The sequence below is a fragment of the Saccharothrix hoggarensis genome, assembly GCF_042678885.1.
GTDB classification, from domain to species: domain Bacteria; phylum Actinomycetota; class Actinomycetes; order Mycobacteriales; family Pseudonocardiaceae; genus Actinosynnema; species Actinosynnema hoggarensis.
Genome location: NZ_JBHTLK010000443.1, coordinates 1 through 2,173, shown reverse-complemented (window position 1 = coordinate 2,173; position 2,173 = coordinate 1). Strand labels below are relative to the sequence as shown.

The following is a 2,173-nucleotide window of genomic DNA, read 5'->3' as shown; positions in this document are numbered from 1 at the left end:
GCTCCAGCTCGGCGACGGTGGCGGCGAACGGGTCGGACTCGTCGGGGCCGGGCAGGGGAAGGGCGGTCGTGCTCATCGGGTCACCTCCACGTGGCGGGCGGAACGGATCGGGAACAGCGGTCCGGCGCGGCGACCGGCGCGGTGGCCGGCGCGCCCGGTGGCGCGGCGCAGCAGGACGGCCAGCACGAGGGCGGGCACGCCGACCACGACCAGGACGGCGGTGGGGTCGTCGGTCTGGGTGATCACGGCCCACTGGGCCAGGCCGATCAGCCCCGCCGTGATCAGCAGCTTCCACAGCACGACCACCGCGACCACGGCCAGGGCGGCGACCACCAGCAGCACGGGGGCGGGCACGGTCAGCAGACGCTCACTCATCGTCGGCGACCCCCGTCCGCTGCCGCTCGACCAGGCGGAACCGGTCGCGCAGGTAGGCCGGGGCGGTCTCCCAGGACCGGCCGGGGTGGGTGGACTCGAATGCGGCGCGGGCGGCGGGTTCCACCGCCGACTTGTGCGCCGTGTTGGTGCGCGACATGCTTCATCTCTCCTGACCCGCACTCTCGGGTGCGGTGTTGGGGTGGACCGGACCGGCGGCGGTTCCTGGCCGGGATGGGCCGCCGGTCCGGGCGCATCGTGGATGCCTACTTCTGGTTCTTCAAGTGGGGGAAGACGTCGATGGTCTTCGTGCCGCACTGGCACTTCCACACCTCGTAGGCGCTGCCGGTCAACGGGTTGACCCCGTGCCGTCCGGAGTCGCGGTAGCCCTGGTGTTCGTCCCACGCGGTGTTGCACTTGCCGTCGTCGCTCATGGCCTGGCCTCTCGTGCGGTTCGTGGATGGCGGGTGGGGTGTCACCAGGTCTGGCTGGTCTTGGCCGCGTGCCAGAGCTGGCAGACCTCGCTGCCGCAGGTGTGACCGTCGGCCAGCCGGCCGACGCGCTTGCGCCGGCCGCAGTGGCGGCCGTTGCGGCCGGTGGGCGCGGTGCAGTGGGTGGCGCTGGACTGGGTGATCAGGGCGCGGAACACGGGGAACTCCTCACCCGCACTCTCGGGTGCGGTGTTGGGGTGGACCGGGCCGGCGGCGGTTCCTTGGCCGGGATGGGCCGCCGATCCGGGCGCGGGGCTACGGCTCCAGTTCGCGGGGCGTGTCCGGGCGGCGGATCGGCGTCCGCCGGGTGGGCTGGTCGGTGCGGGTGGCACGGGCTCGGACAGGCCGCGGGGCGGGCGGGTAGGCGGCGGTGACGTAGACGCGGACGAGCACCGAGTTGCCCCGGTTGCGGTAGGGACGGCTGACCTCGTGCACGTCGTAGATCTCCCGCAGGGCTTCGACGGCGCCCGCGGCGACCTCGTCGGGAGTCAGTTCGAGTCGGATCTTCACGGCGGATTTCCTCCCGGTGTGGACGGTGCGGCAGCCGACGTTGAGGTCAGTCGTCCTCGTAGTCGTCGTCCTCGTCGTCCCACTCGTCGGAGTAGGCGGCGGGGTCCACCTCGCCGGACCCCTCGCACTCCTCGCACGGCGTTCCCGCGAACCAGCGGTCGACGCCGTCGCCCATGCACTGCGGGCACTCCATTGGTGTTCTGCCTTTCCATCGGGTTTGGTGCGACGTGGTCGGAACGGCCAGATCCGGAGGTCGTCGCGGCGGACGTTCGCCGGTGCCGTTGTTGATGTCGGTCGTTGGCAGGTGGGGATGGGAACTACACGGTCGGGCGTCGCCGACGCGGATGTGGACCGAAGGTCCGTTGCGCCGCAACGACTTCCGCGACGTCCGTGCCGGGGGCGGGCCTCACGGCCAGGTCCGGGCGGGTTCAGGGGGTGGTGAGCCTGCGGCCGGTGGCGACGTCGTGGGTGGGCTTGTCGCCCCGGTAGCGCCGCCAGGCGGCGACGATCGCGGCGTGCAGGACCGTGTAGGGCGTCGAGCGGTCGTGCTCGGCGCGCACGGCCCGGTGGAACGCCACGACGCCGAGGTCCGGCTTGTCCAGCAGGACCAGGCGCGCCGTGTCGTCCACGGCGTGCGACAGGGACACGGACTCGTCCGTGGGTGCGCTCATGACCGGTACCCGCGCTTTCGGATCGTGCGGTTGTCGGGGTGGACCGGACCGGCGGCGGTTCCTTGGCCGGGATGGGCCGCCGGTCCGGGCGAAGTCAGTGCGCGAGGGTGATGCCGGCCTGCATGTACA

The 2,173-nt window shown here is 72.5% G+C and carries 7 protein-coding genes; all 7 read right to left on the bottom strand.

Annotated features, from left to right (window positions below; translation table 11 throughout):
• Positions 1–72: 72 nt before the first annotated feature.
• The 7 genes from ACFQ3T_RS36165 to ACFQ3T_RS36135 all read right to left on the bottom strand — a co-directional run bounded on the left by ACFQ3T_RS36165 (position 73) and on the right by ACFQ3T_RS36135 (position 2,044).
• The gene (locus ACFQ3T_RS36165; protein ID WP_380730599.1) at positions 73–375 is read right to left on the bottom strand and encodes a hypothetical protein; all 303 of its coding nucleotides are present in this window, start codon (positions 373–375) and stop codon (positions 73–75) included.
• Positions 368–532: a hypothetical protein gene (locus tag ACFQ3T_RS36160; RefSeq protein WP_380730597.1), complete on the bottom strand. Its 165-nt coding sequence runs from the start codon at positions 530–532 to the stop codon at positions 368–370. The genes ACFQ3T_RS36165 and ACFQ3T_RS36160 overlap by 8 nt, the downstream gene beginning before the upstream one ends.
• Before the next feature lie 106 nt (positions 533–638).
• On the bottom strand, positions 639–806 hold the full coding sequence (locus ACFQ3T_RS36155; RefSeq protein WP_380730595.1) for a hypothetical protein: 168 nt from the start codon (positions 804–806) through the stop codon (positions 639–641).
• 41 nt (positions 807–847) lie between these two features.
• On the bottom strand, positions 848–1,021 hold the full coding sequence (locus ACFQ3T_RS36150; RefSeq protein WP_380730593.1) for a hypothetical protein: 174 nt from the start codon (positions 1,019–1,021) through the stop codon (positions 848–850).
• A 97-nt stretch (positions 1,022–1,118) separates the two neighbouring features.
• On the bottom strand, positions 1,119–1,373 hold the full coding sequence (locus tag ACFQ3T_RS36145; protein ID WP_380730591.1) for a hypothetical protein: 255 nt from the start codon (positions 1,371–1,373) through the stop codon (positions 1,119–1,121).
• A gap of 46 nt (positions 1,374–1,419) precedes the next feature.
• Complete coding sequence (locus ACFQ3T_RS36140) at positions 1,420–1,548, bottom strand: hypothetical protein (RefSeq protein WP_380730589.1); 129 nt, start codon at positions 1,546–1,548, stop codon at positions 1,420–1,422.
• Between the two features lie 253 nt (positions 1,549–1,801).
• Positions 1,802–2,044: a hypothetical protein gene (locus ACFQ3T_RS36135; RefSeq protein ID WP_380730587.1), complete on the bottom strand. Its 243-nt coding sequence runs from the start codon at positions 2,042–2,044 to the stop codon at positions 1,802–1,804.
• Positions 2,045–2,173: the final 129 nt, after the last annotated feature.

Coding starts and splice junctions, on each gene's coding strand:
- ACFQ3T_RS36160 (WP_380730597.1), bottom strand. CDS start 532: ATGTCGCGCACCAACACGGCGCACAAGTCGGCGGTGGAACCCGCCGCC.
- ACFQ3T_RS36135 (WP_380730587.1), bottom strand. CDS start 2,044: ATGAGCGCACCCACGGACGAGTCCGTGTCCCTGTCGCACGCCGTGGAC.
- ACFQ3T_RS36165 (WP_380730599.1), bottom strand. CDS start 375: ATGAGTGAGCGTCTGCTGACCGTGCCCGCCCCCGTGCTGCTGGTGGTC.
- ACFQ3T_RS36155 (WP_380730595.1), bottom strand. CDS start 806: ATGAGCGACGACGGCAAGTGCAACACCGCGTGGGACGAACACCAGGGC.
- ACFQ3T_RS36140 (WP_380730589.1), bottom strand. CDS start 1,548: ATGGGCGACGGCGTCGACCGCTGGTTCGCGGGAACGCCGTGCGAGGAG.